This is a genomic window from Burkholderia sp. NLJ2, from assembly GCF_049487195.1.
Lineage (GTDB): Bacteria > Pseudomonadota > Gammaproteobacteria > Burkholderiales > Burkholderiaceae > Burkholderia > Burkholderia pyrrocinia.
On sequence record NZ_CP137809.1, the window covers coordinates 1,198,403 to 1,222,682 of the forward strand.

Consider the following 24,280-nt stretch of genomic DNA (forward strand, 5'->3'; position numbering starts at 1 on the left):
GAATTGGTGTCGCGTTTGATAACATCGGCCTTTCTTCCCGACGTGACACTATATGGGTACGTCCTATCGTTTCATTGCCAACCCGGCCGATGGCGCTGCGGTGCTGAATTGGTTCAGGGCGTTGAAGGAACCGCCGTTCGAAGTGGCCACTGCGCTCCATACGGTGTTGTACTTTTCTCACCTTGGCGAGCTGCGTCATGCGACCGACGGATCCGTCGATGCCGAGAAATCGCCAATCGTTACGGTCGTTCACCCTCGTATCGCACGCGAAGCGTTATGGACTGTTGGCGAAATACATTTCCGAACAAGTTCCCTGAGAAGGCTATATCCATCGCTTTATCGTGTCTCGCAAGCTCTTGCCTTATGGCTCGACGACAACCCATGTATCTATTCCGTCAAAGATCGAGATAACGAGTACAGCTACTACCTCGAAGGAACAGTGACGAACGAAACTTCCCCAATATATGCATTCCAGTCCGGTTTGGACGCACTGGGCAATGAGCGCTACTTCGTTGGTTCGCGCGATAACGACGCCGTGCTGGACCGAGTATGTAAAACACTTCAACTGCGCGGCGTCAATTTCGACCGCGACGCACAGTAACCTACGGATCCTGGCTGTACTGCCATCAAATGCATCGACCATCAATTGAAGAGCAACGCGCCGTATGTTGGCGATTCAACGCTCCCTTTGCTGATTGCGACATGCGCCTGAAAGTGAGTGTGTTGCTAAACGTGAAAGATGGCGTCCGTCCAATAAATGCTATGCGCGTCAACACAGATCCAGGAACTACCGGCTGATTCATCTGGGCTGGCGAAATATTTTCCGAAGGTCCCAACTTCTTCGTGCCGCTGCACGGAAAGCATCGCAATCAATGGGCTGGCATCGCCGGCCGGTTGGCGTTTCCTCCTTGTGGAAGATTGCGGGAACGTTTGGCAAGACGCCGACCTCCTAGCCCTTTAGAAATCGGTAGTGCAATTCAGGCACCACTGTCGACCGACCGTTCCTGGCTGCCGACCCACAAACGACGGTCGTCGCTCTCAACAACGGACCTTTGCCAAACGTAATGTGCGTTGCAGGCCTGGCGTCCCGGGCTCGCTCACCTGATGGCGAGAACGCTTCAACTGCGGATTGCCACCGTAATCACAATGAGAGCCGAGAAGATCAGCGCCGGGGCGAGATGCCGGAATGGCTCCCGATTTCGTAGCAACGTGAATAGCACGCCGATCATGATCGCACCGGCCAGCGTCAGGCCAAAGACTCTGGTTTGTTGTCCCAAAAGAAGTGCTGCACCGAACAGCTCGAGCGCGCCACAGAGCAACCGAAACCATGCCGGGTAACCCCAGCGTGCAAAGTTGCGCTTCACCGTGCCGCGTCCTGCGAGATTGACCACTCCAGCAACCACGAACAGCACCGCTACGATCGTCGCGAGAATCGATTCAAAAGATGCAGGGTTTAACGCCATCGTCATGCTCCGTTGCGTTGCTGAAAGTGCTTCTGTGCAGAGAGGTCCGCAATCAGGCCTGGGCCGTGGGGTTCCCATGCAAGTACTTGCCGGGCATGCTGGCCGCTTACCGTCTGGTCGAGCGCCAGTGCGTCGGCAAATGGGCCAAGCGATTTGCGAGCGTCGTCGAGCGGCCAGAATTCGACGCGGTCGGCGCCGACCGAGGCACGAATCGCTTCGCCCATTTCGGCAACCGCAATGGCATCTTCCGCGACCACGTTGAAGATCTGTCCGTTGACTCGATCGTCCCTGCGTGCCAACCGCTCCACCGCGCTCAGATAGGCCGTGGCGAGATCATCGACGTGCACGGCAGGCCAATGATTGCGACCATCGCCGACGACGCTCACATTGCCGGTCTGACGGACCATGCCGGCAAGCATGCCGAAGATGCCGCCGCCGTAGCCGTGGACCATCGCCGGCCTGAGGATCACCGCGGCAATCGAACGGCGCGCGGCCAGCGCCTGCACGCGTTGCTCCACTGCGGGCCGCCAGGCTACGAGTGGTGTCGGGTTCAGCGCCGATGCTTCAGTCGCGGGCTTACCCTCCGTATTGCCGTAGACCCACGTGCCCGATGTGTAAACGAACGCCGCTCCCGGATGCAAATGGGCAAGCATCGCGTCAACCGCGGCCTCGTCAGCAGCGGCGGCGGAAGCATCGTTGGTCGACGCCATGTGCACAACGCCATGAGCGGCCCCGGCAGTCGCAGCAAAGGACTGTGGCTGACGCAAGTCTCCCGCATGCAGTTTCACGCCGAGACGTGCCAGCGCGCTCGCGACCGCCGACCTGTCGTCGCGCACCAGCGCTGTCACTTGATGGCCGAGGCTGATTGCCTTGCGCACGACCGCTTGCCCGATGTAGCCCGTACCACCTGTAATGAACAGTTCCATAGTGTTTTCCTCGATGAGTGCCCACGAAGTCGACAGGTCACAAAACGAGACTCATAAGTCTCGTTTTGGCCAATGTAGACGAGACTGGTCAGTCTTGTCAACGATTCAGCGATCTGTTATTTATCGGGCATGAACACTTCCACTGTCCCCGACTTGAGCCCGCTGCAACGCCGCAAGCGGTCCGCCATCCTCGATGGTGCGAAAACCGTGTTTTTAAGCCAGGGTTTCGGCCTGGCAACAATGGACGACGTCGCTACGGCCGCTGGCGTCGGCAAACAGACGGTCTACCGCCACTTCAAGTCGAAGGAGGCACTCTTCGTTGGTCTGGTGACCTCGATGTGCGCTCAGGTGGGTGGCGTTCTTGCCGGCGCTCTGGACGCGCAATCCGATGGCTCACCCGAAGACGAGTTGCGCGAACTGGGATGGGCATTGGCCCAAATCCTCATCGCGCAGGACAATCTGCGGCTTTACCGGGCCATCGTTGCGGAGGCCGAGCGTCTTCCGGAACTCGGTCAGGTGTTTTACGAAAATGGCGCAAAGGTCGTGCGTGCCTTCGCCGCGAAAATTCTGCGAAAGAGATTTGACGAATCGACTGCTGCATTGCGTGCAGCGACATTCGTTCAGTTGGTGCTAGGCGACGCGTATCTGGAACTATCGATTGGCTTCACGGTGCCCGATGTCGATGCGCGCTTTGCGCAGCAAGTCGACGAGGCGGTTGCTGCTGCACTTCGCTAAGGAGTGCAGCATAAGATGTCGAGCCACTGCATCGCCCGGTTGAATCCGCAGCCGGTCGCCGACAAACGCAATCGACCGCCGCCGCCCCTTTGCAGACCTCCGGTACCCGGAGGACAATACCCCCGGAAATCTCGTCGGAGGATGTGCATCATGGCCACATTTCAGCCCGATGGATGGCATACCGTCACGCCCCGAATCGTCGTCCGGGATCCGGAAAACCTGATCGAATTCATCCGGACGGTGTTTCACGCACAGGGCGAATTCCGCGCCGGGCTGCCCGCCGAAATCCGGATCGGCGATTCTGTCGTGATGGTCAGCGGCGGAGACGGCCTGCGCGATCCGATGCCGGCATTTCTGTACGTCTATGTCGAAGATGCCGATTCGACTTATCGGCGAGCGATTGCAGCGAACGCGATCTCGCTCGAAGTTCCAGCCGACATGCCCTACGGCGACAGGCGCGCGATGGTAAGGGATCCGTGGGGAAACACATGGCAGATTGCCACACACCAGCGCGACCTCCCGGTTGACGAGATCCGTTCAAGGCTCGCCAACGACGGATAGCCGATGATTGCGGCGCAGGGCACGACCCGGAGGTTGCGCTTTCCGTCCGCAGTTGCCCGAATTCCACCCACCGGGCCCCGCCGGCACGGCTGCGCCCGACAGCGAACGCGCCGGCTACATGCATCTTCCGCTCCCCAATCTGTCGCAATCGTCAAGATTCGCGTCGCGTGCAGATAAAACCTTCCCGCCGACCCCGCCGTTAACCCGTTCGTAGCCCACGTGCCGCATGTTGCGCATGTTGCGACGCAGCGCTCGTCTTTCGTGATCCGGAATCCACATCCGCCGCAGGCCGCGCGTGGCCTGCGCAAGGGAACGTCATGCGAAAACAATTCACCATCCGTGGCGGACTCGTCGCGACCATCGCCGGCTATACCGTGCTGCTCGTGCTGGTGGTCGGCGCATCCATCGCCGGCCTCTACGTGAGCAATGGTTCGCTCGAGGCGATGTACCGCGACGACACCGCGTCGCTGCTACACCTGAAGACCAGTTCCGAGCGGATGCTCGTGCTGCGCGAACGGATGAGCGACGTCGCGCAGATCATCAGCGCCGGCCAGTCGGGCAAGGCGGAACTCGCGCAACTCCATGCGCTCCTCAAGCAGAGCAACGACGAACTGGACGGCTACACGCGCCTGCACGCGCGCGACGCCGACGAGCAGGCGCTGTTCGATACGCTGCAGAGTCGCCGTCGTGCGTTGCTCGAGCGTGTGTTCCTGAAGGCGCTGTCGCAACTCGACGGCGACGACGCGTTCAACTTCCTCGACACGCAGCGCACCGCGCCACCCGCGCTGTTCGCCGCGTACCAGGATGCGATCGACGCGCTCGAATCGTTCCAGGTCGCGCGCGAAAAAGCCCGTTACGATGCGGCCGGCGTTCATTTCCACCGGATCGTGTGGGGGATGGCGGCGGTCGCCGTACTTGCGCTCGTCGTCGGCTTCTTTGCGCAGCGCGTGCTTGCGAAGGCGATCATCGAACCGATCAATCTCGCGGTCGATCAGTTCGAAAAAATCTCGAAAGGCGACCTGACCGGAACGGTCGTCATTCCCGGCGCAAACGAGATGGCCTATCTGCTGAATGCGCTGAAGCGGATGCAGGACGGTCTCGTCGACACCGTCAGTCAGGTGCGCGCGAGCACCGAGACGATCGTCGGCGACGTGCGCACGATCGCGAGCGGCAACGTCGACCTGTCCGAGCGCACCGAGCAGCAGGCCGTGTCGCTGCAGCAGGCGGCGGCGAGCGTCGAGCAGCTGACGGCGGCGGTGCGCCAGAATGCGGACAACGCGCGCGATGCACGCACGTACGTGGAGGGCACGGCCGGCATCGCGTCGCGCGGCGGTGATGCGATGCAGCGCGTCGTCGAGACGATGTCCGAGATTTCGCGCAGCTCTGCGCGGATCTCCGGCATCGTCGGCGTGATCGAGAGCATCGCGTTCCAGACGAACATCCTCGCATTGAACGCTGCCGTCGAAGCCGCGCGTGCCGGCGAGCAGGGGCGCGGTTTCGCGGTTGTCGCGACGGAAGTGCGCGGGCTCGCGCAGCGTTGCGCGTCGGCGGCGAAGGAAATCAAGGATCTGATCGGCAATTCCGCGCGACGCGTCGAAGACGGCAGCGGCCTCGTCACGCTGGCCGGCTCGGCGATGGCCGAACTCGTTGGCGCGGTCGAGCGCGTGAACGCGATCATGAGCGAAACCAGCAACGCCTTCGAGGAACAGTCGTCGGGCATCGAGCAGGTGAACGCCGCGGTCATCCAGATGGAGCAGACGATGCAACGCAATGCCGCGCTGGTCGAGGAGGCGGCGGCCGTGGCGCTGTCGCTCGACGAACAGGGTTCACGGCTGAGCGCGGCGGTCGCGCAGTTTCGGCTGCGTGACGAGGCTGTCGCGTGACGTATTGGTGCGTGCGACCGCAGCCGGATTGTCGATGTCGAATGCTTTCGTGACGTGCTGACGAACGAAGCCGCTTTCCGTATGGCAAGCGAGAGGCCGGAACACGTTACCGTCTGGCGGCCCCATGGTGTGTCGATTTACTGCGGCGATTCCGGCAACTCGTAGTCGAAGGTGTACGCGTGCTGGCCGTTGTCGATGTTGATGATCATCGAGCCGGAGAGCCCCAGCAATTCCCCCGTCCCGGAATCGGGTACGACGGTGATCGATTGTTTCGGCTGCCCGCGGGTCATGGTGGAGCTGTGCTGCAGCACAAAACTGCCTTGGCGGCCACCCAGCGTGCCTTGCACGGTTTCCATCGCGACGTAGCCCGCGGACCCCTGAACACTGCTTCGAAACGCGAGCATCTCGCCGTGGCTGACGGCTTCCAGGTCGCCGTGAAATTGCTTGTCGAGCGACATGCGGCCGAGCCCGGTATTTTCCGCGACGCTGCTCAGGGATTCGGGATTCAGCTTGACTTCGAACGGACCGTTGGCCTGCAGTTTCATCGCGGATCTCCTCGTCGCATGGGAACTCCGCACTATAAGCCAATCGGGTTCCGCCGGAGGTAACGGTTTGCTCGATACGCCGGATAGACCGCAAACCGTGTGCCTCGTCGCGCTTGAGGCGATAATCGGCATCCCCTCTTTAAACACCCGCAGCCGTGACGACACCCGCGTTTGCCCCCTTTCAGGATTTGGCCGAGACCCTGCTGGCTCACTGGAACGACGCCAATGGCGATGGCTCCCATGACACATCGCATCTGCAACGCGTGTGGAAGAACGCGGCGGCGATCCATGCCGAGGAGGGCGGAGACGCTGAAGTGCTGTTTGCGGCGACACTGCTGCACGACTGCGTGTCGGTAGAGAAGAACGCTCCGCTTCGGGCGCAGGCATCGCGTCTGTCGGCGGACAAGGCCCGGTTGGTGTTGAAGTCGCTGGGTTGGCCGGACGCGAAGATCGACGCTGTCGCGCATGCGGTCGAAGCGCATAGTTTTTCGGCCGGTGTCGCGCCGGTGACGCTGGAAGCAAAAACGCTGCAGGATGCCGACCGGCTCGATGCGATCGGCATGCTGGGTGTCGCACGATGCTTCTATGTCGCCGGGCGGATGGGCAGCGCGTTGTATGACCCGGTCGATCCGCACGCATCGGACCGCGAACTCGACGACACGCGATTCGCGATCGATCACTTCCATACGAAACTGCTGAAGCTGGCGTCCGGTTTTCAGACTGCTGCCGGCGCCCGTTTGGCGAAGATCCGCCACGATCGGTTGCGCCGCTTTCTCGACGAGTTTGTTGACGAGATCTGACTGTGCGATCGGTTGCGTCCGACCTGTTGCCGGCCCCCGATCGATATCGTCCAATGCGAAGCGATACGATCATCCGGTTCTGCCCCGTGAATGCCATTTTGAAGGGCGCAACTTCAAAATTCGGCAACGCACGTGTTTCGACGTTTCGAATCGGCACAGCGGTCGGCGCGGTCTTGTTGCTTGCCATCGCCGCTGCGTTGCCGGCATTTGCCGCCGCATCGTCACGCACATTTCGGTTCGCTTTGCCGGGCGGCGCGGCGATGCTCTATGGAAACGCGTCGAATCGCAGAAGGCACCGCTTCATTCGTCACCTGATTGATAAAGCACCTTCAACTGCGACAACTCTTCGATGAATTGATCCTTGAGCGCCTGCGGCCCGAGGATTTTCAGATGCGCGCCGTACCCGAGCAGTTTCCGCACGCCGTGCTCGATGGATTCGATGGGCATCAGGAACTCCTTCCATCCTGACGGCACCTCCGCGCTGCCGGCCTTCTGCACGACCGGCGCGGTCTTGATCCGCGCATTGTCCAGCCAGTTTTCGGCGCGCGGCGACACGGCGATATGGGCGGTCAGCCGATAAAGATCGGTCTCGTACCGGCTCATCGCGTCACGCCAGTGCACCGCCAGATCGAATCGCGCAGGGCGTTTGAAACGGCGGCGCGTCGCACTGAATTCGCAGATATTCGCCAGCCGGAAGGTCAGTGCGCCGGGCTTGCCGACGACCTTGGCAATCAAGTACCAGGCACCTCCCTTGAGCACCAGGCCGAGCGGTTCGAGTTCGCGGCGGGACACACCGCGCCAGCTCCGATACTTCACGTCGATACGATACGAACCCCACACCGCATCGGCGACTTCACGCAGGAATTCGGGCGTTTCCTGCGCCCGGTACCAGTCGACGGTATCGATGTGCAGCCGGCTGGCGACACGATCGGCCTTCTCGCGCGAGCCGGGAGGCAGGCTGGCCATCATCTTCAGCCGTGCGGAGCTGGCCATGCCGTCGAGGCCCAGTTCTCTCGCCGGCCCGGGCAAGCCCGCCAGGATCAGCGCATGCGCTTCGTGCTCGGTGAGCCCCGTGAGATCGGTACGCCAGCCGTCGCGTAACTGAAAGCCGCCGTTGCGGCCGCGATCGCCCCAGATGGGCACGCCGGCCGTGGAGAGCTGGTCGATATCGCGCAGGATCGTGCGCTCGGACACCTCCAGCGCGTCGGCCAGCGCCGGTGCGGTCATCCGGCCGCGCGCTTGCAGCATCATCATGATCGACAACAGGCGACTGGCTTTCATGAAGACACATTCCCTCAAATACCTGACATGAGGTGTCATGTTATCGGACTTATGCTTTGCGGCATGCGTGATCCGTTCAATCGAGAGCAAGCTCGAACAATCACGAGCGCATTCGAGAAAGCAAAGGAAGAGCGATGAAGATAATTTCCGGACCACTGAGCATGTTCGGTGCGAAGGTCGAGATTGCGGCGCACGAGAAGGGTATCGACTTCGAGCTGGTGATGGCGCCGTTCAGCCAGCTTCGCGGTTACGACCCAAAGCATCCCGACGTACTGCGCATCAATCCGAAGCGGCAGGTGCCGGTGCTGATGGACGGCACGCTGGAGATCTTCGATTCCACGCAGATATTCGAATATCTCGAGGATCTGAAGCCCGATCCCGCGTTATGGCCGGCGCATCCGGCGGCGCGCGCCATCGCGCGTCAACTCGAACATTGCAGCGACGAAATCTATTTCCCGCACGTTATCCGGCTGATGGGGCTTGAAGCGACGCCGGACGATCCGGCTGCGCAGGCCGCGCGCGCCGAAGCGTCGCAATACTATCGGCGCATGGAACGCGTGCTTGCGGATCGGGAATTTCTGGCCGGGGCGTATTCCTATGCCGACATCGCGTTCTACATGGCGCAGTTGTTCGGTGCACGCAAGGGTGCGCCGATGACAACGGAGACGCCGAACCTGCTCGCGTGGCGTGCGCGGATGACCGCACGTCCCGCCGTGCGGAAAGTCGCTGGCGCGATGGCCGGCTATCTTGCGTCGATCGGAGAAGCGGTACCCGATTTTCTTCGCGGGCTTGACCAGGTGACTTCGGTAGCGGGTAGAGGGTGGCCTTCAGCCTGAGATTTCGGCTTTCATCGTGACGTATCCCGTTCCTGCTCCTGTTCGATGGACGGCTTTGCGATCACGGCGTGGTGTCGATAGGCGGCAAAGGCCGTCGCACGACCGCCAAATGATTCGACTGCAACGCGGTTGCCGGCAAGCCGCGTGATCGAAGACCGACTCGCTCCTCTATTCGGATCCTTGACCTTGAAGTCGACTTCAATCTTAGAGTGCTTGCTGACGGCAATGAATCAGCAGGCCTCGGGTGTTGCCTGCGACGATCGATCATCGACGAGAGGCGACGAACATGGACAGGCGGTTGACACAGGTTGAATTCGGGCCGCATACGGTCGACGTGCCCGAAGGCGGGTACTACGACCGGTTCCGGATGAATCCGGACCTGGACGAGGTGGCGCGCGATCCCGCCGCGGGGAACATCGAGTTTTTCCGTCGGATTCCGAAGCGTCAGGTCGCTTCGCGGGTCGGGCCGACCTGGGCGCCGAACTTCTACTACCGTTCCAGCAGCATTCAGCTGTTGTTCCGTGCGCCGCTCGAACGCCTGCGGACCATGCTGCCGATACCGCTCGAACCGCTGCGCGCGCTCCCCGGGCAAGGGCTGGTCGCGCTGACCTTCTTTTCGTATTCGGTCTGCGATAACGATCCGTATGACGAAGTTTCCGTCGCGGTGGTGATCCGCCGGCCCGGCGCGCGCGGGTCGCACGCACTGGAGCTGATCGACTCGATGCGGCGCCGGAGCTTCTTCGCGCATGTGCTGGCGCTGCCGGTTACCACTGAAATCGCGCGGGTTCGCGGCGTACACGGCTATCAGTTGCCCAAGTGGCTCGCCGATATCGATGTGAACCTCGGCGCTACCGCCAGCGCCCGCATTGCCGGCCCGGGAGGCCGGCCGGATCTGAGCCTGAGCGTGCCGCTGCCTGCGCTGACCGACGTCGCATCCCAATCGCGGATGAGCACGACGACGATGATCAATCGCATCGACGGCGAATGGCACCAGACGTCGGTGCAATCCAGTACGCTATCGTTCGCCCAGCGCCTGTTGCCGCGCGATGTCGAGCTGGTGCGGTACGGCGGCCCGCTGAGCCAGCTGCTCGACGGGCTCGGCGCCTCCACCGTCATGCGTCTCGACGTGGTAAAAGACGCGCAACTGGTCCTGAACCTGCCGACGCCCTTGAAGGCCTTCGATGAACCCGGAAAGCAACGCTAACGGCACGGATGCGCGCGACACGCCCGCGCCGAAGGAACCGTCCATGACCCAGCCGACCCATGATCTCGTCGTATTTGGCGCCACCAGTTTTGTCGGTCAGATCCTGACCCGCTACCTGTCCGATTACCTGTCGGGCGCCGGCGAGACGCTGCGCTGGGCGATCGCCGGCCGGTCCGAAGCGAAGCTCAGGCAGGTCAGGGATGCGCTCGGCGCGGCGGGGCAGTCCGTGCCGATCATCGTCGCCGACGCGGCCGACGAAGCACAATTGCGGGCGCTTTGTGCGCAAACGCGAGTGGTCGTGTCGACTGTCGGGCCCTACGCGCTTTACGGGGAGCCGCTGGTCAGGGTCTGCGCGGAAACCGGCACCGACTACTGCGACCTTACCGGCGAGACGCAGTGGATCAAGCGGATGATCGAACAATACGAGCCCGCGGCCCGGCAATCGGGCGCGCGCATCGTTCATTGCTGCGGGTTCGATTCGGTTCCGTCCGACATGGGCGTGTTCTTCCTGCAGCAACAGGCAAGGCGGCAATGGGGCGTGCCGGCCGGGCAGGTGAAGATGCGCGTCCGAACGCTGAAGGGCGGCGCGTCGGGCGGTACGGTGGCGAGCGTGATCAACGTCGTCCGGGAAGCCGCGGCCGATCCCGCGTTGCGCAGGGAACTGCTCGATCCGTATTCGCTGTGCCCGAAAGGTCATGGGTTCGCGGTGCGGCAGCACGCGGTTCGATCGGCTGAATTCGATCGCGACTGCGACGCATGGATCGCGCCCTTCGTGATGGCGGCGATCAACGAACGTGTCGTGCATCGCTCCAATGCGCTCGCGGGCAACGCGTACGGCAGCCGGTTCGCCTATGACGAAGCCGTGATGACCGGCACGGGCCTCAAGGGCCGCCTGGCCGCGCTGACGATGGTGGCGGGCCTCGGCGCGTTCATGGTCGGTGTCGTCGTCAAGCCGGTACGCAGCCTGATGGAGCGCTTCCTGCTGCCGAAGCCCGGTGAGGGGCCGAGCGCCGCGGCCCAACTGGCCGGCCGCTACGACTTGCGTTTCTTCGGCCGCGCCGACGACGGGCGAACCTTGCGCGTGAAAGTCACCGGCGACCGCGATCCGGGCTATGGCTCCACCGGCAAGATGCTCGGCCAGGCCGCGATCGGTCTTGCGCTGGATTGCTGCGGAGACGGCATCAAGACCGGGCGCGGCGGCGGTTTCTGGACGCCCGCGACGATGTTCGACGAGCGCTTTGTCGAACGACTGGTTCGCCACGCGGGGTTGCGTTTCGAGGTGATTTGAGCGCGATTCGTGTCCGCTATGCGAAAGGAAAAGATGAAGATCGGATTGCGAATCAACGTGAGCAGACAACTTACTGTCACGGCGGGGCGAATGGCCGGATGCGGTCCGGCCGGGGGAGTCTCGGAATCAGTGCCTTCTCTTAGCGCGCGCCACGTTGTTCCATCTGCTGCTCGACGTTAGGGCACGTTCTTTGCGACGACGGCCGGGGCATCAAGCGCGAAGGTCGTTCGCTACGGCCTGTTGCGTCTGCCTGCCCCCGCGCGAATCGCGGTTTCATCGAAAATCGTCGCGGCGAATTCAACGGCAGCCGGCATCCGGGCGTCATGCATCATCACGAATGCCACGTCCGGCAGTTCCGGCAACCCTTCGGGCCTACCCAGTTCGCGGAGCGTGTCGTCGATCGCACTGCGTGGCACCGGCGTGATCGCGATGCCGGCGCGCGCGAACGTCAGGATGCCGGTGACGCTCGGGCTTTCGCATGCGATCCGGTAGCGCATGCCGGCCAGCGCGAGCGCCTTGATGGCGGCCCCTCGGTACGGGCACGGATCGGGGAAGCACGCGAGCGGGACCTCGCCTTCCGGAAGCGGCTCGTGGCGCGCAAATGCCCAGACGAGCGGTTCCTGCCACAACGTCGCGCCCTGGCCGGTGTGCGAACACCGGCTGCCGATTACGAGATCGAATTCGCCGTTTGCGTGCCGCCGAAACAAGCTGTCGCCGATGTCGACCGTCAGATCGAGACGCAAGCCCCGCCGCGCGGCGCTGTAGCGGCGCATCACGTCGGGTAGCCAGCCTCCCGCGAAATCCTCCGATGCACCGATACGCAGCTTGATATCGACTGCGTCGCCGGGCCCCAGCCTGGACCGCGCTTCCTCGCTCAGGTTGAGCATCGCGCGAGCATATCCGAGCAGCGTCTCGCCATGTGCGGTGAGCGTGACGCTGCGCGTATTGCGCACGAGCAGCGCACGGCCGACCTGTTCTTCAAGACGCACGACCTGGGCGCTGACCGCCGATTGGCTCAGATTCAGCCTGCGACCGGCACCGGTAAAACTCCGCATGTCGGCGACCGCCACAAACGTATGAAGAAGGGCCGTGTCGAGAGGGTTGCTCATTGATCGTCAATCCGGGTTAATTCAATCAATTAATAGCGTTTCCGAATTATAGGCCGACTCGATAAGCTGCGAATCGCAGTGGGCGACCGCGCATCCCGCGCGTCGCCGTCACTCTTCGCGAGGACAGGCTCCATGACACGCGTGCTCTATATCGAAGGCTCACCCAACAAGGCCTATTCGGCGTCCATCGAAGTGTGCAATGCATTTCTCGATGCGTACCGTCACGCTCATCCCGATCATGAGATACGGAAGCTCGACATCTGGGATCTGGCGATGCCTGAGTTCGACGAAGCCGCGCTGGCAGCAAAATACGCCGGACTGAGCGGAACGGCGTTGACGCCGGCGCAGGCCGCGGCGTGGCAGCAGATCGAGCAGCTCGCGGCGGCGTTCCACGAAGCGGACAAATTCCTGTTCGGCGTGCCGCTGTGGAATTTCAGTATTCCGTACAAACTCAAGCACCTGATCGATGCGATCTCGCAGAAGGACGTGCTGTTCACGTTCGACGGTGCGGGTTTCGCCGGGAAGCTGGCCGGGAAAAAGGCGGCGGTCGTCTACGCGCGCGGGCTCAGCTACGAGGCGCCGGGTTCGTTCACGCCGGCCGCCGTGTTCGACCATCAGCGCCCGTACATGGAAACCTGGCTGAAGTTCGTGGGTGTGAAAGACGTCACCGGCATTGTCGTCGAGCGCACGTTGTTCGGTCCGGACGGAAAGGTCGATCGCAGTCGTGCGATCGACGAAGCCCGTGCGATTGCACGCGCGTTCTGAATAAGGATGCCGCGCTTCGCATCCGGGGCGTCAGCGGAAATGACTGACGGTCGCCTGGAAGCGCGGACCGGACGCACGAATCAGCGACCGCCACGCGCGATGGCGAGCGCGACGCCGAAGCCCACGAGCACGCCGCCAAAGGTGCGGTCGATCCAGTGGCGCAGCGACAGCAAGCGGTCATGGACGGCAGTGGCGGAGAAACAGACGGCCACCAGGCTGAACCAGCCGGCGTGCGCCAGCGCGATGAAGGCGCCGTAGCCGATCTGCACGATCAACGGCGTGTCGGGCCGGACTGCCTGCATGAACAGGCTGACGATGAACACCGTGGTTTTGGGATTCAGCACATTGGTCAAAAAGCCGGTGCGCAGCGCCGCCAGATCGGACAGCGGCGCCACCGGCACGTCGGGTTGCCCGGTGTTGACCTTCGTCATGAGCATCTTCGCGCCCAGATAGATCAGGTAGATCGCGCCGACGAGCTTGACGGCATTGAAGAGCCACAGCGATTGACGGATCAGCAGGCCCACGCCCAGCAGCGTGTAGCTCACGTGGACCGTCACGCCCAGCCCGATACCCAGCGCAGTGAGCAAGCCCGATCGGCGCGACAGCATCAGGCTGTTGCGCGTGACCATCGCGAAGTCCGGCCCCGGGCTGATGACGGCCAGCAGCGTAATGGTGACTACAACTATCAATTCTGTCATCGCATTGTCCTTTCGATTGATGTCGACATGGCACAATCTTAGGGATCGTAGCCCATCGGGAAAAGCGATGATTTCTGACCAGAATAGTGAGACTGACTCACAATCAATCCGCGCAAACCTGCCGTCGCTGATGGCGTTGCGCTGTTTCGAGGCGGCGGCGCGTCACGAGAATTTCAGCCGTGCCGCCGACGAACTGTGCTTGACCCACGGCGCGGTCAGCCGTGCGGTGCGTCTGCTCGAAGATGACCTGGGCGTGGCGCTGTTTCAACGGCGCAGTCGTCGTGTTTTCCTGACCGATGCGGGTCGCAAGCTGGCCCAGGCGGTACACGACGGCCTGGGCCTGATGCGTCACGCCGCGCACGAATTGCGCACCGAGGCTGCCCGCGCGCGACGTTGGGTTCTGTCGTGCGAGCCAACGCTCTTGATGCGTTGGCTGATCCCGCGCTGGCCGGACTTCCAGGCGCGATATGCGGGCGTCGACATTCACCTTGTCGCTGCGGGCGGCCCGTTCTCGTTCGACAGCGGCATCGACATGGCCATTCGCCGCAACGACTTTGCGTGGCCGGCGGGATATCACGCCGAACGCCTGTTCGCCGAGCGAGTGGGGCCGGTTTGTCGGCCGGACAAAGTCGATGCGTGGTTTTCCGGTGGTCGCGGGGGGCGCTTGTTGAAGCCGGATGCTCCGCAATTGCATACGCGGACCAGGCCGGACGCGTGGAAGGAATGGGCGGTGGCGGCGAATCAGCCGACCGGGAAAGGGCGGCCGCAGATGTTCGACCATTTCTATTTCAGTCTGCAGGCGGCTGTCGCGGGGCTGGGGGTTGCCGTCGGCCCGTGGCATCTCGTTCGCGATGATCTGGAAAGCGGTGTGCTGGTCGCGCCGATGGGGTTTGTGGAAGACGGCTCGCACTACTGTTTGTTGACGCCGGAAGCCGTGGCGGCTGGAAGCGCGCAGTCGGATCTGCTGGCGTGGTTGAAAGCGATGGTTTGATGGGGTGGGGCTGAGGCTGAGCGAAACTTCAGATTTCCGACGAAGAGAGGGAGCATCGGCGTCGGGAGATGAGCGATTGACGACGAACGTGATGGGCCGCTGTCGATCATCAAGAGGTGGTCCCGTTGTCCCAAAACGGACGCTGAATCACCCGTCCGACAAGCTAACTTTGTTCAGGCGCAGATCCATCATCGGAGTTCGCGGCAAGCTGGCTGTTACGGGCTTCAATAGCCTCGATCGCCGCTCGAGCCGAAATTTTCACATCGCGCTTTCGAGACATCAGGTTTTGCGTGAGAGCGGGCAACGCCTTGCGCGTGCCGATATGGTGAAGCGTGGCATGGCAGTAAATGACGTCATACGGATCCGAGGTGGTTGCGAGAATCTCCAGCAGCTCGTCTTCGGCCTCGGCATGCGTGCAACGCTTTAGAGAGCGTATCGCGGCATGCCTTACCAGCCATCTTTTATCCTTTACAAGCGCAAACAGTGGCCTGACATCGACGTTCTCCGGCTTCGGGATATCGGAGAGTCGATCAAGGAGATTTGCCAGTGCATATTTGTCCGACTCTTTGGACGAGTATTCAATCAAGCGCGACGCACATTCTCCGCTGAGACAGTTCGATCCGATCTTGCCGATGATGAAGAAAGCGGCCGACCGCTGGTCCTTTTTGGGCGTCTGACCGAGGAATGCATCGAGCTCGTCAACCATAGTCATGTCAGCTAGCAGTTCCGCTTCACGATGTGCGTGCCATGAGATTGAATCGTCCGAGTTGACCATTTGCTGCACGGTCATTCGTTGAATCAATTCGAGCAGTTCCTGCCGCATCACCGTACCTTATCAAAAGCAGTTGCGAATCTGACGTGCCGGTCGAGCGACCGGTTTTGAGGCCGCCAGTTCAGCCGTGGAAGGGGCCGGCCTCGAATGTCACGACCCCGTCGGCGTATTCGCGAGTCCATATATCGCGGGGATCTTCTCCAGAGCCTTTGACTGCAAAGGTCGCGTGCGGCAGACATTGAGCCAGTTTGTCGAACAGCATGATGATCGCCGTGCTGTCCAGATAGAACAGGGTTGAAGTTGCGAAAACGGAACCACATGCCTCGAACAAGTTGCTCAAGACGTCGTGGCTGAGTGCATATTCGTCAAGAAACTTCAAAATTGTGCCGCGAGCGCTGTCGACATTCATTGGCTCGTCATCGAACGGATGAACCCAAACCTGCGTGTGAAAGCTCACTGCAACTTACTCCTTCATTTGTTTCGTTACGACGTTCTCGCACCCGGCAATGAATGGGGCGGGCGCTGTAACGGCCATTCATCATCTTTTTGCGAGCAGTCGTCGATGCGTTTGTAAACAATGGCGTCCGTTGGACTACAGTGAAAATTTCCCGGCGCCATTGAGCCCGCTTCCTTCACACGAAGGTCAACGACGAGGTCGAACCATGCAACTTCAAACCGGTAATCTGTTCAGCGTCGAAGGGCAGCGCGGCGGCGACGAGCGGATCGACATCCTCGTGACGGGGCAGCGCCTGAACGTCGAGCGGATCGTGTCGATGGGGCACGCGAGCCCCGACGGGTTCTGGTATGACGACTCGCGCGCCGAATGGGTCGTGCTGCTGTCGGGGGCGGCCGTGCTCGAGTTCGAAGAGGGTTCGACGCAGCACGACATGCGCCCGGGCGACTACGTGCTGATCGAACCGCATTGCCGCCATCGCGTCGCATGGACGCATGAAGACGAGCCATCCGTCTGGCTTGCGATTTATTACGAACGCTGAAGAAAGTATTGGCGCGCGACGCGATCTGCCGGTTAATCGGCCGCGCCACGCACCAAACAGGGCAAAACGCCGTCAACCCGGAGCGGTCTTTGGATACCGCCGGCATCGATGCCCCATATCGCCGGACAGCGCGCTGAATCGCGCGCCGGTGCGCGTCGAGAACCTTATTCCTGAATCAGGAATCGATTGCGATTCTTCGCATCCTTGATCCATGCGGGCGCGCGACCGCGGCCGGACCAGGTCGCACCGGTCTTCGGATCGCGATACTTTGCCTGCACGGGTGCCGACGCCTGTTTGGCCGGACGACCGCGGCGCGTACCGAAAATGTCCTTCTCGGTAATGCCGAATTCCGCGACCTTGGCACGGATGTCGTCGATGATCGACTGGAATTCCGCAACGCGCGCTGCTTCGGCTTTCTCGGCCAAAGCTTCCATTTGGGCTTTCAATTCCTTGTAAGTCGCCATATATCACTCTTCAGGTTGTATCCATACATGATAGCGCTTTCAACAGCGATATATGGAGAAATTCTCTTCGATTGTCGTCTAGCGCACAATGCGGCGACGCACGACTGATTCGAACACCTGAAAGATGCACCACTTTGGCGGTTCGAGGCGCGCAGACTCAACGCTTCGAACGGCCTGGCGACGCTTGTTCGCAGCCGATCTTCTCTTTTGGGACAAGCACCGAAGGCTCAATTATTCTTTAGCTTTTTTCAGAAGGATCGGGGAATTCACCGATGAACAGAGACGATAAGTTGAGGCAGGTCGCGGCCGAATTCGGATTCGATCCGGACGAGGAAATCAGGAGCGGCGGAAAGTACACGCCCGTTCTGGTCGACGGGAGTACGGCCTATATTGCCGGCCAGATTCCGCGCGTGGGGGAAGTGGTGCACTTCGTCGGCGTGGTGGGTGAATCCGTTTCGCTGGACGACGGTCGCCGTGCGGCCGGAATATCGGCGCTGCGTGCGCTGTCGCTGATTCGCAAGCATTGCGGCACGCTCGACGCGATAGCGACGGTTCCCCGCATCACTGTATACGTGCGGAGCGCACCCGGCTTCACGATGCAAAGCGAAGTGGCTGACGGCGCCTCCGACGTTTTGTATGCAGTGCTCGGCGATGCGGGCGCCCATACGCGTTCGTCGGTGGGCGTGCTGCAATTGCCCAAAGGCGCTTCGGTGGAAGCGGATTTCATTTTCGGATTGAGCCACGGCAATACCGGTAGCTGATTGATGCCTCCGCGCATGGATACGGCGATCGGTCGGACGGGCAGCGCTGCGTCGAGCGTCAGCGTGTCGTGCGCGAGCGTGCGGCTTCGGGTGTCATGCCGGTCCATTCGTTGAACGCACGGAAGAACGAGTTCGGGTCCTGGTAGCCGAGCAGGAAAGCGATCTGGGCGCAGGGCAGATCCGAGCGATCGAGGTAGTGCCATGCGAGCTTTTCGCGTACCTCCGCGAGGATGGCCTTGAAGCTCGCGCCTTCGTCGCCGAGTCGCCGCTGCAGCGTGCGCTTGCTGATCGCAAGCGTGCGTGCGACATCGTCCACGGTGGCGACGCCGCCGGGAATCAGCTCGAGCAGCGCGGCACGCACGCGCTCGGCGACGCCGGCTTCTGCCGACAATGCGTCGAGGCGGCGGCGCAGGTCGGGCTCGAAGATCTGCCACATCGCGTTGTTTGCCGTCACGAACGGACGTCGCACATCTTGCAGGGCGAGACTCACGGAGGGCGTGTCGCCGTATTGCGGCGTCACGCCGAAAAACTGCGCGTAGCCATGATCGGGCTTGAGGTCGCGCGGCAGCGTGACGGCCCGCGCGGATACGCGGGTGCGGGTGGCGAGGCGCGCCACTTTCACAAAGAAACCGAGCTCGGTGGCGAGCAGCGTGCCGGGTGGCGGCAGGTCGCGTTCCAGGAAGTCGACGGTGAGCGTCAGTACGTCGGACTCGCGCGCAATGTGCAAACGGATCGGGCCGATCAGCGGCTTGAACTGCGCGATGCGCCGTATTGCGACCTCGAGGTCAGGGCTGCACAGCGCCGCGAAGATGGGCGGATCGAACGTCTCGGCCGCGACGAGATCGAGTACGCGCAGCGCAATGGCGGGCGTGTTGGCCATCTCCTCCAACGCGCGCCACATGCGGAAATACTCGCGGGTCGTCAGCCCGCTCTCCGGCCGCGCGAACAGATCGGCGGGCAACTGCGCGCACCGCAGCAGCTCGTCGACTCGCAGGCCGAGATCGATGATCATGACCTGCCAGCCGGGTGAAATCGCGAAGCGATTCATCGCCGCAATTGCCCGGTCTCGACAAGCTGTTGAAAGAATTCATTCATCGATTCGGCGAGCGGACGGTAGCGAATGCCGAGTTCGTTGCGGCTGCGGCTGTTGTCGGCGCGCCAGGGAAATCCGACGTTGCGTGCGATCACGCGGCGTGTCACGTCCTTGTTCGCCAGCGGGCCGAACAGCCACACGAGCCATTTCGGCAGGATGCGCCGCGGAATCGGGTAGTCGGCGCCGTACCGGTCAAGCAGTGTGGCCGCCATCGCCGGCAAGCTCGTGTCGTGGCCCGAGACGATGTAGCGGCCGTTTGCGTCCGGCAGGAATGCGGCCCGCAGATGGGCATCGGCCACATCGCGCACGTCGACCGCACCGATGCCGAGATCCGGTGCGCCCATTTTCATCGTGCCGTTGCCCATTTGCCGCACGATCTCGAAGCTTTCCGACGTGGCGTACGGATTGATGCCCGGCCCGATGACGAGCGACGGATTGATGGTCACGAGATCCCAGCGGTCTTGCCCGCCGGCGATTTTCCACGCTTCGCGCTCGGCTACGGTCTTCGAGTACGAGTAGGGCTGGTGAGTCAGCGACGAGCTGGTGTTCCAGACGGCCTCGGTGAACACGCCGTTCGGTGTCGCGGCGAGATCGGCGTTGTCGCCGTAGATGGCGGCGCAACTGCTGGTCAGCACGACACGCCGGACCGACGGCGTGCGGTTGGCCGTTTCGAGCACGTTGCGCGTGCCGAGCAGCGCCGGATCGACCAGTTCCTTCTGCGGATCGCTGACATGAACATTGAACGGCGACGCGGTGTGGAACACGATCGCGCAACCGGCCATCGCGTCCGCGTACGATCCGGGTTCGAGCAGATCGGCGCGGAAATAGCGGATTGTGCCGGGCGCGCCGGCCGCGATGCGTTGCAGATGCTTCAGCTTGTCAGGGTCGTCGGGATCGCGGACGGCCGCATGGACCGTCAGGCCCGCGTCGAGCAGCCGTTGCACGAGCCGGCCCGCGACATATCCGGTTGCGCCGGTCACCATGACGGGGAGGTCGGTATCGATTTGCATCTTCGTGGATTCCGTGACGGGTGATGTTCGACATGATGCCGATTTTTCGCGGGGAGAGGACTCGCAAAGTGCGCCAATCGACCGGCGAAGTGCGACAGGTGCGGCCCTGTCGGCACCGCGTTCCGGTGCGGCGGATCGTGGGGCAGCCAGACGACCTGACCGGTTGCCGCTTCATGCTCGATGCACGATTCATTGACGCGTCGCCCCGCGCCCGATTCCGCTCCGCGGATCGCACACGGAGAAAGATCGATGAACGACGACGCGACGGAACGGGTGGTCGAATTCTCCGAACATGTCGTCGGCTATATGCAATCCACCTTTCCCGGCTGGAACGAAGTTTACGTCTGTTTCGACGCGCCGAGCGATGTTCAGTACGGCGTATGTGCTACGGCGGTCGGCATCGCGTTGATCTCCACGATGCGGCATCCCGGTTTCGTCGACGGCATCGTGGACATCGGCGCGCACGGAGCGACGCACTGTTCGTGCGCGCTGAAATTCCCTGTTTCCGACTCCCTCGGCTGCCGTGTGCCGGCAGCAGACCGTTCAAGTCGCGCGCGATCGCATCGCAGCGACAGCGGGCAAGCACGTGCTCGCCGGCCATTCCACTCCCCGTCATTTCCGGAAACCGTCACTTCCCCGAAATCGGCCGGCATCCCCACTTTTGGGGATGCCGGCACCGGACAGTCCGCCTACGATTGGCAACAGCGCATCGGGGATGGATGTCACCGGAACGCGCGGACAGGCTTGCCACTCCGTGTCGAACGTCGGGAATGCCCATGCAGTCGACTGACACAGTCTTTGCGTACGCTGACAGGCAACGTGTGCGGTGCGTCGTTTGCATCGCAGCACGATGGCGCGTTGATGACGGAAGGCCTGATGTCGCACTTCGGGGAATTTCAATCAATATGCTGGCACGAGACTATGTAGAACGAGAGCTCGCTCACATACAGAGAATGGTGGCTCTCCTGGACAGCGAGACGATCGCTGACGACGTATCGATGTTGGGTGCGGGGCGCGTGAGGCATCCGAGTTACTGGCGCGGGCGGATCGAGGAACTGCTGTCGACGCCCGATGTGCCGCGTCACCTCGGAAAGCTCTGCGAAGCGGTGCTCGTGAAGATCGACGAGATGGAATCGCGATACGTGGCGATGAAGTAAGTGCGCCGTCGGTCATTCCGCTGAAACGTGCGTGACGCGACAGGCGCCTCGGTCGGTACGGCGCGCCTGCACGGCCGCGATCCCGAAGCCTCGCGTTCCGTCGCGTCATCGTGGCTCATTCGTGCGCCATCACCGCAAGCAACGCCGCGCGAAACGCGGCCATCTCCGCAGCGGTGCCGATGGACACGCGCAGGTATTCCGGCGGCCCGGACTCGCGAATCAGGACGCCGTGGCGCAGGAGTCCGCTCCAGATCCGGTGGCGATCGGCAAACTTGCCGAACATCACGAAGTTGGCGTCCGAATCGGCCACCGCGAGGCCTTGGCTGCGCAGCCAGCAAACGGTTGCGTCACGCTCGGTCTTGATCGCGTCGACCTGCGACAGCATCTCGTCGCGCGCGACCAGCGCCGCGCAGGCGGCCGCCTGCGTAAAGGCGGACAGGTGATAGGGCAGCCGAACCAGCTTCAGCGCTTCGACGATCGCAGGCGCGCACGCGCAATACCCGACGCGGCCGCCCGCGAACTTGAATGCCTTGCTCAGCGTGCGGGTAACGACGAGCCGCGGATGGTCGGGCAGCAGCGTTACCGCGCTGTGGACGCCGTGGCGCCGAAACTCCGCATACGCTTCGTCCACGACGACCACGCCCGGCGCGATGTCGAGAATCGCGCGGATAGTGTCGACGGGAAGCGCGGTTCCGGTCGGATTGTTCGGCGACGTCAGCAGCACCACGCTCGGCCGATGCTCGCGGATGCTGTCGATCGCCTGATTCAGGTCCAGCGCGAAATCCTCGGTGCGCGGCAACGTATGCAGCCGCGTGAAGGTCGTGCGGCAGTATTCGTCATACATCGGATACGCGGGCGTAAAGGCCAGCGCCGATCGCCCCGGGCCGCCAAAGGTCTGGAGAATCTGCTGGATCACTTCATTCGAACCGTTGGCTGCCCAGACGCTCGATGCGTCGACCGTCACGCCGCCGTCGTGCGTCAGATAGGCGGCCAGATGTGCTCGCAGCTCGGCGAAGTCGCGGTCGGGATAGCGGTTCGCCTGTCGCGCCGCGTCTGCCACGGCAGTCGCGATGCGCTCGACGAGCGATGACGACGGCGGATACGGATTCTCGTTGACGTTCAGGCAAACCGGCACATCGAGCTGCGGCGCCCCGTACGCGTGCTGCAACCTGAGGTCCTCCCTGAGCGGTAAATCCGACAAGGACACTTCCTTCCACGGTCGTTGCATTGAAAACACTCCGTACGTTATTGATTGATCAGCGGGGCATGGTGTTTAAGGCGGCCAAAAACAAAAAAGGCGCCAGAGGCGCCTTGGTCGTTGTCTTGATCGGGAGTGCTCCCGATTCAATGACTAGATGCGAAACGAACCACGGCGCAACAGCGGGCGTCCGTGGTGATGGTGCAGGTGGGTCGTGGCGTTTCGGATCGTCATGCGCTGGATCATGACATACGCCGACCCTGATGAGAAGCCGGCGTCGAGATGAATTCCCTGGACGTGCGCTGCTATCACGATCGGCGCCGTCGAGCGCGAAGATCCCGGTCTTTTGTACCGAAAGGAACAGAAAGCTTGTTGAGAAAGGCCAATACGTCTGACGAGAAACGGTAACAAACGTGGTATTTCGAATCAAATACACACAGGCAATTTGAACAATGCCGCCGGTTGACTAAGATTCGCGCAAGACGTTCGACAAAACGCACGGCGCGGGGTGGCCAGATGCAACGGAACGGATTGATTCCATCGGCATGGATCGATGACATCTACGCTGCGGCGCTGGGCGATCAACGATGGGAAGCGGTGCTGGACGGGCTGCGATCGACGGTCGGTGTGCGCATGGCCACGCTGCTGTCGTTCGACGATGCGGCGAGGGTGCCGGCGATCGAGCAGGCGGCCGGCGACGACCCGTCATGGGTCGCCGCGTGTTACCGCACCTACAACACCGAGTTCTACCGGTACGACCCGGTCGTGCCGATCGCCGGCAACTGGCCGGCGGGCCGCTGGTTCGAGGACGTCAAGCACCTGTCCCCGCAACAGCGCGCGCACAGCGTGTTCTATCAGGAATTCCTGCGTCCTTACGGGCTCGGCAGCATCTCGGGCCTGTATATCCATCGCGAAGAGGGGGCCGGCGCATTCCTCAGCGTCCAGAGCGGCCCCGAATCGCAAGGTCTTTCCGACGATCAGCGCCGCACGATCGAAATCATGGGCACGCATATCGCCCGTGCGCTGCGGATCCAGGCGCGCATCGGGGAGCTCGAGGCGCGCGTGGCCGCCGCGGAATCGGCGCTCGACGCGATTCCGGTGCCGGTGTTCCTGCTCGGCAAGCAACGCGAATTGCGTTACACGAATCGCGCCGCCGATCAACTGATTGCCGCGGAACCGGCGATGCGGATCGTGAACGGGCGCTTCGCGCCGGAAGGCTGCGTCGACGATGCGCAATGGCGGCACGCGTTCGCACGTGGCGGGTTGTTGCTGCGGCGCGCGACGGGCGAACCGTTGTCGCTCGCGCTGATGCCGATTCCCGAACAGTCGCGCCTCCTGCATGAACGGCCCGGCGTCGCGGCGCTGATGACCGCCGCCGACCTGCGTTCGCCGTCGGCCCGCGCGCAGCGGCTGCGGGTGTTCTACGGGCTGTCGTCGGCCGAAGCCGACCTCGCCGTGCTGCTGTGTTGCGACGGGCTGTCGCCGCAGGAATGCGCGGCGCTGCGCGGCGTGTCGATCGGCACGGTCCGCGCGCAGATCAAATCGATCTACGCGAAGACGGATGTGGCGCGCGCGGCGCAACTGACGTCGCTGGTCATGCAGACGTGACGGCGCGGCGAGCGCCCACGCTCGCACGGAATGCTTCCCGAATTTTCGCGGATCCGCCGCACACGATGCGTGTGCCGGCGCGTGCTCGCGGCTGCGCGCGGGTGTGTGTCGTGGTCAGTCATCCTATAACGATGACC

The 24,280-nt window shown here is 62.4% G+C and carries 28 protein-coding genes; 16 read left to right on the plus strand and 12 right to left on the minus strand.

Going from position 1 to position 24,280, the window contains the following annotated elements; all coding sequences use genetic code 11:
* Positions 1–52: 52 nt before the first annotated feature.
* Complete coding sequence (locus R9B84_RS22000) at positions 53–601, plus strand: hypothetical protein (protein WP_423760436.1); 549 nt, start codon at positions 53–55, stop codon at positions 599–601.
* Between the two features lie 517 nt (positions 602–1,118).
* On the opposite strand, the gene R9B84_RS22005 is transcribed toward R9B84_RS22000, so the two are convergent.
* Positions 1,119–1,469 carry a DoxX family protein gene (locus R9B84_RS22005; protein WP_423760437.1) on the minus strand — a complete coding sequence of 117 codons (351 nt, stop codon included), beginning with the start codon at positions 1,467–1,469 and terminating at the stop codon, positions 1,119–1,121.
* Positions 1,466–2,389 (minus strand): NAD-dependent epimerase/dehydratase family protein, encoded by a 924-nt coding sequence (locus R9B84_RS22010; RefSeq protein WP_423760438.1) that lies wholly within the window; start codon positions 2,387–2,389, stop codon positions 1,466–1,468. The genes R9B84_RS22005 and R9B84_RS22010 overlap by 4 nt, the downstream gene beginning before the upstream one ends.
* 129 nt (positions 2,390–2,518) lie before the next feature.
* Between R9B84_RS22010 and R9B84_RS22015 the strand changes: the two genes are divergently transcribed.
* From R9B84_RS22015 to R9B84_RS22025, 3 genes are all read left to right on the plus strand, one after another.
* Positions 2,519–3,124 carry a TetR/AcrR family transcriptional regulator gene (locus tag R9B84_RS22015; protein WP_423760439.1) on the plus strand — a complete coding sequence of 202 codons (606 nt, stop codon included), beginning with the start codon at positions 2,519–2,521 and terminating at the stop codon, positions 3,122–3,124.
* 150 nt (positions 3,125–3,274) lie between these two features.
* Positions 3,275–3,685, plus strand: coding sequence for a VOC family protein (locus tag R9B84_RS22020; protein ID WP_423760440.1), 411 nt, complete (start codon positions 3,275–3,277; stop codon positions 3,683–3,685).
* A 317-nt stretch (positions 3,686–4,002) separates the two neighbouring features.
* Positions 4,003–5,568: a methyl-accepting chemotaxis protein gene (locus R9B84_RS22025; protein WP_423760441.1), complete on the plus strand. Its 1,566-nt coding sequence runs from the start codon at positions 4,003–4,005 to the stop codon at positions 5,566–5,568.
* Positions 5,569–5,705: 137 nt separating this feature from the next.
* Here the strand turns inward: R9B84_RS22025 and R9B84_RS22030 are convergent, their stop codons facing one another.
* On the minus strand, positions 5,706–6,113 hold the full coding sequence (locus tag R9B84_RS22030) for a DUF3224 domain-containing protein (RefSeq protein WP_423760442.1): 408 nt from the start codon (positions 6,111–6,113) through the stop codon (positions 5,706–5,708).
* 155 nt (positions 6,114–6,268) lie between these two features.
* Between R9B84_RS22030 and R9B84_RS22035 the strand changes: the two genes are divergently transcribed.
* A complete protein-coding gene (locus tag R9B84_RS22035) occupies positions 6,269–6,913 on the plus strand; it encodes an HD domain-containing protein (RefSeq protein ID WP_423760443.1) in 645 nt (214 codons plus the stop codon).
* A gap of 53 nt (positions 6,914–6,966) precedes the next feature.
* The gene (locus R9B84_RS22040; RefSeq protein ID WP_423760444.1) at positions 6,967–7,266 is read left to right on the plus strand and encodes a hypothetical protein; all 300 of its coding nucleotides are present in this window, start codon (positions 6,967–6,969) and stop codon (positions 7,264–7,266) included.
* Here the strand turns inward: R9B84_RS22040 and R9B84_RS22045 are convergent.
* The gene (locus tag R9B84_RS22045) at positions 7,214–8,194 is read right to left on the minus strand and encodes a helix-turn-helix transcriptional regulator (RefSeq protein ID WP_423760445.1); all 981 of its coding nucleotides are present in this window, start codon (positions 8,192–8,194) and stop codon (positions 7,214–7,216) included. The genes R9B84_RS22040 and R9B84_RS22045 overlap by 53 nt on opposite strands.
* A gap of 134 nt (positions 8,195–8,328) precedes the next feature.
* Here R9B84_RS22045 and R9B84_RS22050 point away from each other — a divergent pair, with 134 nt between their 5' ends.
* The 3 genes from R9B84_RS22050 to R9B84_RS22060 all read left to right on the plus strand — a co-directional run bounded on the left by R9B84_RS22050 (position 8,329) and on the right by R9B84_RS22060 (position 11,522).
* Entirely contained in the window at positions 8,329–9,030 is a 702-nt protein-coding gene (locus R9B84_RS22050; RefSeq protein ID WP_423760446.1) for a glutathione S-transferase family protein, read from the plus strand.
* A gap of 286 nt (positions 9,031–9,316) precedes the next feature.
* A complete protein-coding gene (locus tag R9B84_RS22055; RefSeq protein ID WP_423760447.1) occupies positions 9,317–10,234 on the plus strand; it encodes an acetoacetate decarboxylase family protein in 918 nt (305 codons plus the stop codon).
* A 43-nt stretch (positions 10,235–10,277) separates the two neighbouring features.
* Positions 10,278–11,522, plus strand: a complete 1,245-nt coding sequence (locus R9B84_RS22060) for a saccharopine dehydrogenase family protein (RefSeq protein WP_423760448.1) — start codon at positions 10,278–10,280, stop codon at positions 11,520–11,522.
* 230 nt (positions 11,523–11,752) lie between these two features.
* Here R9B84_RS22060 and R9B84_RS22065 read toward each other — a convergent pair whose 3' ends face one another.
* Positions 11,753–12,631, minus strand: a complete 879-nt coding sequence (locus tag R9B84_RS22065; RefSeq protein WP_423760449.1) for a LysR substrate-binding domain-containing protein — start codon at positions 12,629–12,631, stop codon at positions 11,753–11,755.
* Between the two features lie 132 nt (positions 12,632–12,763).
* Between R9B84_RS22065 and R9B84_RS22070 the strand changes: the two genes are divergently transcribed.
* On the plus strand, positions 12,764–13,396 hold the full coding sequence (locus R9B84_RS22070) for an FMN-dependent NADH-azoreductase (protein ID WP_423761026.1): 633 nt from the start codon (positions 12,764–12,766) through the stop codon (positions 13,394–13,396).
* A gap of 80 nt (positions 13,397–13,476) precedes the next feature.
* Here the strand turns inward: R9B84_RS22070 and R9B84_RS22075 are convergent, their stop codons facing one another.
* Positions 13,477–14,094 (minus strand): LysE family translocator, encoded by a 618-nt coding sequence (locus tag R9B84_RS22075; RefSeq protein ID WP_423760450.1) that lies wholly within the window; start codon positions 14,092–14,094, stop codon positions 13,477–13,479.
* A 67-nt stretch (positions 14,095–14,161) separates the two neighbouring features.
* Here R9B84_RS22075 and R9B84_RS22080 point away from each other — a divergent pair, with 67 nt between their 5' ends.
* A complete protein-coding gene (locus R9B84_RS22080; RefSeq protein ID WP_423760451.1) occupies positions 14,162–15,085 on the plus strand; it encodes a LysR family transcriptional regulator in 924 nt (307 codons plus the stop codon).
* Between the two features lie 163 nt (positions 15,086–15,248).
* On the opposite strand, the gene R9B84_RS22085 is transcribed toward R9B84_RS22080, so the two are convergent.
* On the minus strand, positions 15,249–15,908 hold the full coding sequence (locus tag R9B84_RS22085) for a HEAT repeat domain-containing protein (protein WP_423760452.1): 660 nt from the start codon (positions 15,906–15,908) through the stop codon (positions 15,249–15,251).
* 70 nt (positions 15,909–15,978) lie between these two features.
* A complete protein-coding gene (locus R9B84_RS22090) occupies positions 15,979–16,314 on the minus strand; it encodes a hypothetical protein (RefSeq protein WP_423760453.1) in 336 nt (111 codons plus the stop codon).
* A gap of 205 nt (positions 16,315–16,519) precedes the next feature.
* Between R9B84_RS22090 and R9B84_RS22095 the strand changes: the two genes are divergently transcribed.
* Complete coding sequence (locus R9B84_RS22095) at positions 16,520–16,852, plus strand: cupin domain-containing protein (RefSeq protein WP_423760454.1); 333 nt, start codon at positions 16,520–16,522, stop codon at positions 16,850–16,852.
* Between the two features lie 164 nt (positions 16,853–17,016).
* On the opposite strand, the gene R9B84_RS22100 is transcribed toward R9B84_RS22095, so the two are convergent.
* Positions 17,017–17,316: an H-NS family nucleoid-associated regulatory protein gene (locus R9B84_RS22100; protein WP_423760455.1), complete on the minus strand. Its 300-nt coding sequence runs from the start codon at positions 17,314–17,316 to the stop codon at positions 17,017–17,019.
* A 272-nt stretch (positions 17,317–17,588) separates the two neighbouring features.
* Between R9B84_RS22100 and R9B84_RS22105 the strand changes: the two genes are divergently transcribed.
* The gene (locus R9B84_RS22105) at positions 17,589–18,077 is read left to right on the plus strand and encodes a RidA family protein (protein WP_423760456.1); all 489 of its coding nucleotides are present in this window, start codon (positions 17,589–17,591) and stop codon (positions 18,075–18,077) included.
* A 58-nt stretch (positions 18,078–18,135) separates the two neighbouring features.
* Here the strand turns inward: R9B84_RS22105 and R9B84_RS22110 are convergent, their stop codons facing one another.
* Entirely contained in the window at positions 18,136–19,125 is a 990-nt protein-coding gene (locus R9B84_RS22110; protein ID WP_423760457.1) for an AraC family transcriptional regulator ligand-binding domain-containing protein, read from the minus strand.
* Positions 19,122–20,180, minus strand: coding sequence for an NAD-dependent epimerase/dehydratase family protein (locus R9B84_RS22115; protein ID WP_423760458.1), 1,059 nt, complete (start codon positions 20,178–20,180; stop codon positions 19,122–19,124). Before R9B84_RS22115 ends, R9B84_RS22110 begins: the two co-directional genes overlap by 4 nt.
* 249 nt (positions 20,181–20,429) lie before the next feature.
* Here R9B84_RS22115 and R9B84_RS22120 point away from each other — a divergent pair, with 249 nt between their 5' ends.
* Complete coding sequence (locus tag R9B84_RS22120) at positions 20,430–21,107, plus strand: hypothetical protein (RefSeq protein WP_423760459.1); 678 nt, start codon at positions 20,430–20,432, stop codon at positions 21,105–21,107.
* Positions 21,086–21,337 carry a hypothetical protein gene (locus R9B84_RS22125; RefSeq protein ID WP_423760460.1) on the plus strand — a complete coding sequence of 84 codons (252 nt, stop codon included), beginning with the start codon at positions 21,086–21,088 and terminating at the stop codon, positions 21,335–21,337. The genes R9B84_RS22120 and R9B84_RS22125 overlap by 22 nt, the downstream gene beginning before the upstream one ends.
* Before the next feature lie 115 nt (positions 21,338–21,452).
* Here the strand turns inward: R9B84_RS22125 and R9B84_RS22130 are convergent, their stop codons facing one another.
* Positions 21,453–22,565, minus strand: coding sequence for a histidinol-phosphate transaminase (locus R9B84_RS22130; RefSeq protein WP_423760461.1), 1,113 nt, complete (start codon positions 22,563–22,565; stop codon positions 21,453–21,455).
* A gap of 486 nt (positions 22,566–23,051) precedes the next feature.
* Between R9B84_RS22130 and R9B84_RS22135 the strand changes: the two genes are divergently transcribed.
* Complete coding sequence (locus R9B84_RS22135) at positions 23,052–24,143, plus strand: helix-turn-helix transcriptional regulator (RefSeq protein ID WP_423760462.1); 1,092 nt, start codon at positions 23,052–23,054, stop codon at positions 24,141–24,143.
* Positions 24,144–24,280: the final 137 nt, after the last annotated feature.

What these genes read in the sequence shown, in the direction of transcription:
- R9B84_RS22000 (WP_423760436.1), top strand. Translation starts at nt 53, where the DNA reads ATGGGTACGTCCTATCGTTTCATTGCCAACCCGGCCGATGGCGCTGCG.
- R9B84_RS22005 (WP_423760437.1), bottom strand. Translation starts at nt 1,469, where the DNA reads ATGACGATGGCGTTAAACCCTGCATCTTTTGAATCGATTCTCGCGACG.
- R9B84_RS22010 (WP_423760438.1), bottom strand. Translation starts at nt 2,389, where the DNA reads ATGGAACTGTTCATTACAGGTGGTACGGGCTACATCGGGCAAGCGGTC.
- R9B84_RS22015 (WP_423760439.1), top strand. Translation starts at nt 2,519, where the DNA reads ATGAACACTTCCACTGTCCCCGACTTGAGCCCGCTGCAACGCCGCAAG.
- R9B84_RS22020 (WP_423760440.1), top strand. Translation starts at nt 3,275, where the DNA reads ATGGCCACATTTCAGCCCGATGGATGGCATACCGTCACGCCCCGAATC.
- R9B84_RS22025 (WP_423760441.1), top strand. Translation starts at nt 4,003, where the DNA reads ATGCGAAAACAATTCACCATCCGTGGCGGACTCGTCGCGACCATCGCC.
- R9B84_RS22030 (WP_423760442.1), bottom strand. Translation starts at nt 6,113, where the DNA reads ATGAAACTGCAGGCCAACGGTCCGTTCGAAGTCAAGCTGAATCCCGAA.
- R9B84_RS22040 (WP_423760444.1), top strand. Translation starts at nt 6,967, where the DNA reads ATGCGAAGCGATACGATCATCCGGTTCTGCCCCGTGAATGCCATTTTG.
- R9B84_RS22045 (WP_423760445.1), bottom strand. Translation starts at nt 8,194, where the DNA reads ATGAAAGCCAGTCGCCTGTTGTCGATCATGATGATGCTGCAAGCGCGC.
- R9B84_RS22050 (WP_423760446.1), top strand. Translation starts at nt 8,329, where the DNA reads ATGAAGATAATTTCCGGACCACTGAGCATGTTCGGTGCGAAGGTCGAG.
- R9B84_RS22055 (WP_423760447.1), top strand. Translation starts at nt 9,317, where the DNA reads ATGGACAGGCGGTTGACACAGGTTGAATTCGGGCCGCATACGGTCGAC.
- R9B84_RS22060 (WP_423760448.1), top strand. Translation starts at nt 10,278, where the DNA reads ATGACCCAGCCGACCCATGATCTCGTCGTATTTGGCGCCACCAGTTTT.
- R9B84_RS22065 (WP_423760449.1), bottom strand. Translation starts at nt 12,631, where the DNA reads ATGAGCAACCCTCTCGACACGGCCCTTCTTCATACGTTTGTGGCGGTC.
- R9B84_RS22070 (WP_423761026.1), top strand. Translation starts at nt 12,764, where the DNA reads ATGACACGCGTGCTCTATATCGAAGGCTCACCCAACAAGGCCTATTCG.
- R9B84_RS22075 (WP_423760450.1), bottom strand. Translation starts at nt 14,094, where the DNA reads ATGACAGAATTGATAGTTGTAGTCACCATTACGCTGCTGGCCGTCATC.
- R9B84_RS22080 (WP_423760451.1), top strand. Translation starts at nt 14,162, where the DNA reads ATGATTTCTGACCAGAATAGTGAGACTGACTCACAATCAATCCGCGCA.
- R9B84_RS22085 (WP_423760452.1), bottom strand. Translation starts at nt 15,908, where the DNA reads ATGCGGCAGGAACTGCTCGAATTGATTCAACGAATGACCGTGCAGCAA.
- R9B84_RS22095 (WP_423760454.1), top strand. Translation starts at nt 16,520, where the DNA reads ATGCAACTTCAAACCGGTAATCTGTTCAGCGTCGAAGGGCAGCGCGGC.
- R9B84_RS22100 (WP_423760455.1), bottom strand. Translation starts at nt 17,316, where the DNA reads ATGGCGACTTACAAGGAATTGAAAGCCCAAATGGAAGCTTTGGCCGAG.
- R9B84_RS22105 (WP_423760456.1), top strand. Translation starts at nt 17,589, where the DNA reads ATGAACAGAGACGATAAGTTGAGGCAGGTCGCGGCCGAATTCGGATTC.
- R9B84_RS22110 (WP_423760457.1), bottom strand. Translation starts at nt 19,125, where the DNA reads ATGAATCGCTTCGCGATTTCACCCGGCTGGCAGGTCATGATCATCGAT.
- R9B84_RS22115 (WP_423760458.1), bottom strand. Translation starts at nt 20,180, where the DNA reads ATGCAAATCGATACCGACCTCCCCGTCATGGTGACCGGCGCAACCGGA.
- R9B84_RS22120 (WP_423760459.1), top strand. Translation starts at nt 20,430, where the DNA reads ATGAACGACGACGCGACGGAACGGGTGGTCGAATTCTCCGAACATGTC.
- R9B84_RS22125 (WP_423760460.1), top strand. Translation starts at nt 21,086, where the DNA reads ATGCTGGCACGAGACTATGTAGAACGAGAGCTCGCTCACATACAGAGA.
- R9B84_RS22130 (WP_423760461.1), bottom strand. Translation starts at nt 22,565, where the DNA reads ATGCAACGACCGTGGAAGGAAGTGTCCTTGTCGGATTTACCGCTCAGG.
- R9B84_RS22135 (WP_423760462.1), top strand. Translation starts at nt 23,052, where the DNA reads ATGCAACGGAACGGATTGATTCCATCGGCATGGATCGATGACATCTAC.